This window comes from Paraburkholderia sp. SIMBA_054, assembly GCF_046534875.1.
Lineage (GTDB): Bacteria > Pseudomonadota > Gammaproteobacteria > Burkholderiales > Burkholderiaceae > Paraburkholderia > Paraburkholderia hospita.
The window spans coordinates 1-240 of sequence record NZ_JAWRXV010001608.1 but is presented as its reverse complement, the minus strand read 5'-3'; the positions used below and the strand labels follow the sequence as shown (position 1 = coordinate 240).

Sequence of the window (240 nt, the reverse complement as noted above, 5' to 3'; positions counted from 1 at the left end):
CATGTACACTTCCTGTTCCTTCACTTCCTTGACGACCGGCTTGCTCGGCGATTCTTTATCGAGCAGCACCAGACGCACTTTCGCGCGCAGCGCCGAGCAGTACGTCAAACCGCGCTGCTGACATTCCTTGATGTTGAATGCCGGCGGCGACAGCATGTAGCTGACGAACTCAAGACGTGCGAACCCGTTGTGCGAAACGATCGGGAAAACGGATGTGAACGCAGCCTGCAGGCCTTCCGG

1 protein-coding gene is annotated in these 240 nt (G+C 57.5%); it reads right to left on the bottom strand.

The window, feature by feature from the left end; translation table 11 throughout:
* The coding region (locus tag SB822_RS60505; RefSeq protein WP_410859573.1) for a hypothetical protein at nt 1-240 on the bottom strand (240 nt) is incomplete at both ends.